This is a genomic window from Kribbella sp. (assembly GCF_035655035.1).
Lineage (GTDB): Bacteria > Actinomycetota > Actinomycetes > Propionibacteriales > Kribbellaceae > Kribbella.
In genome coordinates, this window is the sequence record NZ_DASRVN010000587.1 from 1 (window position 1) to 4,582 (window position 4,582).

4 protein-coding genes are annotated in these 4,582 nt (G+C 67.5%); all 4 read right to left on the reverse strand.

Going from position 1 to position 4,582, the window contains the following annotated elements; translation table 11 throughout:
- Window positions 1-164 precede the first annotated feature (164 nt).
- Complete coding sequence (locus tag VFF46_RS31165; RefSeq protein WP_325040813.1) at window positions 165-1,613, reverse strand: bifunctional GNAT family N-acetyltransferase/NUDIX hydrolase; 1,449 nt, start codon at window positions 1,611-1,613, stop codon at window positions 165-167.
- A 42-nt stretch (window positions 1,614-1,655) separates the two neighbouring features.
- Window positions 1,656-3,509, reverse strand: coding sequence for an ABC transporter substrate-binding protein (locus VFF46_RS31170; protein ID WP_325040814.1), 1,854 nt, complete (start codon window positions 3,507-3,509; stop codon window positions 1,656-1,658).
- Window positions 3,510-3,571: 62 nt separating this feature from the next.
- Window positions 3,572-3,778, reverse strand: a complete 207-nt coding sequence (locus tag VFF46_RS31175; RefSeq protein ID WP_325040815.1) for a hypothetical protein — start codon at window positions 3,776-3,778, stop codon at window positions 3,572-3,574.
- On the reverse strand, window positions 3,775-4,582 hold an 808-nt coding region (locus VFF46_RS31180), incomplete at its 5' end, for an ABC transporter ATP-binding protein (RefSeq protein ID WP_325040816.1). The genes VFF46_RS31175 and VFF46_RS31180, both read right to left, overlap by 4 nt.

Here is a 4,582-nt window from a genome sequence, read left to right on the forward strand (position 1 = left end):
TGCCGAACCTACCGCCGCGGCCGCCCGGCGGGCCAAAGGGGCACCGGGATTCCTGTCTGGACAACGTTGATGTGACATTTTCCCGCCGCCCGGCACAGTCGCCGAAACCTTCCGTACATTCGGCGGGCGACACGGACGCTGAGGGTGGGTACGACGACTGTGACCTAGAGGGTGCGTGGGGTGAGTGGGGGTCCGGAGTGGAGGGTGTCGCGGAGTAGGGCGGGGAGGTCGGCCGGGGCGAAGCGGGTGTCGTGTTTGTCCAGCTCGTCGGGGGTCCACCAGCGGAGGGCGTGGACGTTCTCGGCGCGGAGTTCGTCCGCGCCGAGGGAGCCGGCCGGGTCGAAGGCGTCCGTACGGATCAGGAAGTAGTCGTTGAGCACGCCGTCGTACCCGGTGGCGTGGCCTTCGGCGACGTGTTCCTCGTGCCACAGGTGTGGTGGATCGGGGAAGTCCCGCAGGCCGACCTCCTCCACAAGTTCCCGGCGCAGCCCTTCCAGTACGGTTTCGCCGGGCTCGAGACCGCCTCCGGGAGTCGCCCACACCGGTCCGTCGGCGAACTCGAAGCGGACCAGCAGCACGCGATCGGCAGGATCCACGATCACGCCACGCGCCGCCGGCCGCAGCCTCGGCAGTTCCAGTTCGAGTTCGCGATGCTGCTCGACGGCGCGGAACCCGAAGCGCGCGTTGACCTTGCGCATCGGGGCGTTCGTCAGCGCCGTCCAAGTGTGCAGGAAGCGTTGCGTCGTACGGTGTTCGGCCAGCTGTGCGAGGTTCGCGAGCTTCAGGTGCGTGCCGAGGTTGTGGCCGCGGTGCTCCCGCAGTACCAGCGTGTCGTCCTGCTGGGCGTGCCCGGCGTCCGCACGCGGGAGATAGATCAGCGTGTACCCGGCGGGCGCTCCGTCGAACGTGTGCGCCATCGTCACCAGCGCGAGGTAGTTGCGATCGACCCGCGCCTCGCTCGTCTCCAGCTTCTCGACCGTCCATGGCACGACCTCACGCGTCATCCCACCGGTCGGTACGTCGAGATCCATCGCGCTGTGCAGATCCGCGTACGCCTGCTGGTGCTCCGGCGGGCACACCCCCGCCCACGACGTCAGCCGGTAGCCGTCGGGCCGCCCGGCCGACCGCAGCTCCTCCAGGCGAAGTTCGTCGTACGGCAGCGGTACGACGAAATGCTCCTCGACATGCTCCACGGCGAACCCGAGCCGCGCGGCGAACTCCGCACCCGGCCACGGATCCGCCGGTACGCCGAGCTCCGTCTGCACGATCGTCCTCCCGAGCTGGGAAGAACGGGTCACGGCCCACTGCCACAGCGCCGTGCCGATCCCCCGCCGCCGGTGCTGCGGCGGTACGTCGATCTCGACCTCGACCGCGTCCAGGTTGTCGGCCAGCCGGTACTCGAACAGCATCGCGCCGAGCACCCGGTCGTCCTCGAACGCGCCGACCGCGCGCCGGGTCTTCAACGGACCGGGGTTGCGCAGGGAGTACCCGAGCGCCTCGCGGCTCTCCACCAGCGCGGCCTCCCGCCCGGCGACCGCGCCGGCGTGGAAGGCGTCGTACCACTCGTCGAACAGGGCCAGGTCGGCCGGGTCGATCTCGCGTATCACGATCACCCGGCCGACCCAATCAAACAATCAGGTCAGAACGCCAGTCCTTTAGACCGGCGCGACCTTGCCCTGGTACATGTACATGATCACGAAGTTGTCCGCGTACGGCGCGTTCTTCAGGATCGGGTCGTCGTCGGCCGGGAACTTCGCCACCCGCTTGCCCTCGAGCGCCGGGTTGTTCCCGTAGCGCTCCCAGAGCGGAATGATCGGCAGCAGTTCGTTGAACGCGACCGCGGCGGCGGTGACGTTCTTCTTCTGCTCGTCGAGGTTCAGGCCCTGCGCGGACTTGTCGACCACGGCCTGCAGGTCGATCGGACCTGTCGAGGTGGTCTGCTTGAGCGGGAAGTTCATGCCCTTACCGCCCGAGTTCGCCGCGATCACGTAGTTGAACGTGTAGAGGTCCTGGACGTACGAGAAGTACGGGTGCGGGTGGTTCGACGCGCCCCAGCTCTGGATCGCGAAGTCGAACTTGCCGGCCAGTACGTCGGGGTTCAGCTGGGTGAAGGTGATACCCCGCTTGGTGATGTTGAAGCCGAACTTGTTCAGCTGGTCGGCCGCGTTGGTGGCGGCCGGGTTCCAGTCCGCGAACTCGGTCGGGAACTTGATGTCGTAGGCGGCCGGCTTGCCGTTCGGCAGCATCCACTTGCCGCCGGCCTTCTTCCATCCGGCTGCCTGCAGCAGCGACGTGGCCTTGGCCTCGTCCTTGTCGTACGCCTGCAGCTTCTTCTGGTCCGCGTCGGAGACCCAGTCCGGCACCAGGATGTCGGAGAAGCCGGCCATGAACTTGCAGGCCTTGCCCGAGTCGCCGAGCGCGACGGTGCCGTTCTCGTTGCGGTCCAGGACGTACGCGATCGCCTGCCGGACGCGCGGGTCGGAGAGCTCCGGGTGGGCCGTGTAGTTGAACACCAGCGCCGGACCGGAGTACACCGGCGGCCGCAGGATCCGGAAGCCGCTGCCGAGCAGGGTCTTCTCGGTGGCCACCGCGAAACCGTGGGTGGCGTAGTCGACGTCCTTGTTCAGCACGACCGGGGTGACGTCCGAGGTCTCACCGTTGTACAGGACGACCTTGTCGAAGCCGATCTTGTCGGCGAACAGGCCCTTGTCGTTCTTGACCAGCGTCATCTGCGAGTTGGTCATGCTCTTGACGTCGAAGTTGAACGGGCCGGAGACGACCGGGTTCTGCGGGCGGAACTTCTGGAAGTCGCCGTTCAGCTGCTTGCCCGCGGCGCTGTCCAGGCTGGTCTTGGCCTTGCGCATGGTCTCGGCCTTGGTCGCCCACTCGCCGTAGACCGAGTCCGGCAGGATGCCGGCCCGGAGGATGAAGCGCTCCAGCACGGTGGACGGCGTACCGATCGTGAACAGCACCGTGGTGTCGTCCTTGGCGCTGACGTCGGACAGGAAAGTCCACGCCTGCTGACGCATCAGCCAGTGCAGGTTGAACGTCGACACGACGTCCTTGGCGGTCACCGGCTTGCCGTCGCTCCAGGTCAGCCCGGAGCGCAGCTTCAGCGTGTAGGTCTTGTTCGCCTCGTCCAGGGTCCCGGACTCGGCCATCATCCATTCCCACTTCTTGTCGGCCCAGTAGTACAGGCCGGCGCTCGGGTAGACGAGGTCGAAGTACGGGCTGGTGCTGGCCTGGATGCCGTCGGTGACGCCGGCGGCCAGGTTGAAGTGGCCCTTGGGCGGCAGCTGGTACGGGTACGCGCCGTGGAACTCCTTGCTGCCGCCGTTGCTGCCACCTCCGCCGGCGTTCGGCTTGCTCGGCGAGCAGGCCTCGAGCGACCCGATGCCGGCCACGCCGACACCGGCGATACCGAACAGCTGGAGCACGTGCCGGCGGGAGACAGCGTTCGTCCGGGCGCTGGCGCCCGAACTGTTATTGCCGGAATCGGTGGGACTCATCCTTCGTCCTTTCTGGACTGACCACACGCCCATGTGGGTCAGGTACTACTTACTGGTGGGGACTAACTACCGCCCTCGCGTTTCTCCCGCCGCCGCGTGACGATCACGCCGACGACGACCACCAGGCCCAGTAGCAGGCCCAAACACAAGGTGAACAGGGTGACGACGAACTCCGGGGTGCCCGGCGTCAGGGTGAGCAGCAGGACCACGCTGGCCAGCACGAGAAATGCTGCCCAGCCGAGCGCCGCCCGCCCGATCTGCGGGGTCATTCAGCTGCCGGTTTTTCCGGTACGCCGTCCCGCGCGACCACGTGGCACGCGGCCGACTGCCCGGACCGGATCTCGATCAGCTCGGGCACCTTCCCGTCGCACAGCCCCTCCTCGAACTGCGGGCAGCGCGGATGGAACGAGCACCCGGACGGCAGGTTCGCCAGGCTCGGGATCTCCAGGCTGCGCAGCGATTCCCGGCCCTTGGTCTTGGTCAGGTCCGGGTCGGGTTCCGGGATCGCGTCGATCAGTGCCCGGGTGTACGGGTGCGTCGGCGCGTTGATGATCTTCGGGGTCGGCCCGAACTCGACGATCCGGCCGAGGTACATCACCGCGGTCTTGCCGCGCCAGCCGAAGTACTTCGCGATCGCCAGGTCGTGGGTGATGAACAGGAACCCGACGCCGAGGTCGTCGCGCAGCCGGCCGAGCATCGCGAGCACGCTGATCCGGATCGACACGTCGAGCATCGAGGTGGACTCGTCGGCGATGATCAGCTTCGGGTCCAGGGTCAGCGCCCGGGCGACCGCGACCCGCTGCCGCTGCCCGCCGGACAGCTGGTGCGGGAACTTCGGCAGGTAGTTCTCGGCCGGGGTCAGGTCGACCTTGGTGAGCAGTTCGGCGGCCTTGTCGGCGGCGTCCTTCTTGTTCTTCACGATGCCGTGCTTGAGCAGCGGCGCGGTGAGGGTCTGCTGGATCGTCCGCGTCGGGTTCAGCGACGCGTACGGGTCCTGGTGCACGTACTGCACGCTGCGCCGGAACGTGGTGAAGTCGCCGCGCTTCATCGACCAGATGTCGGTGCCGTCGAAC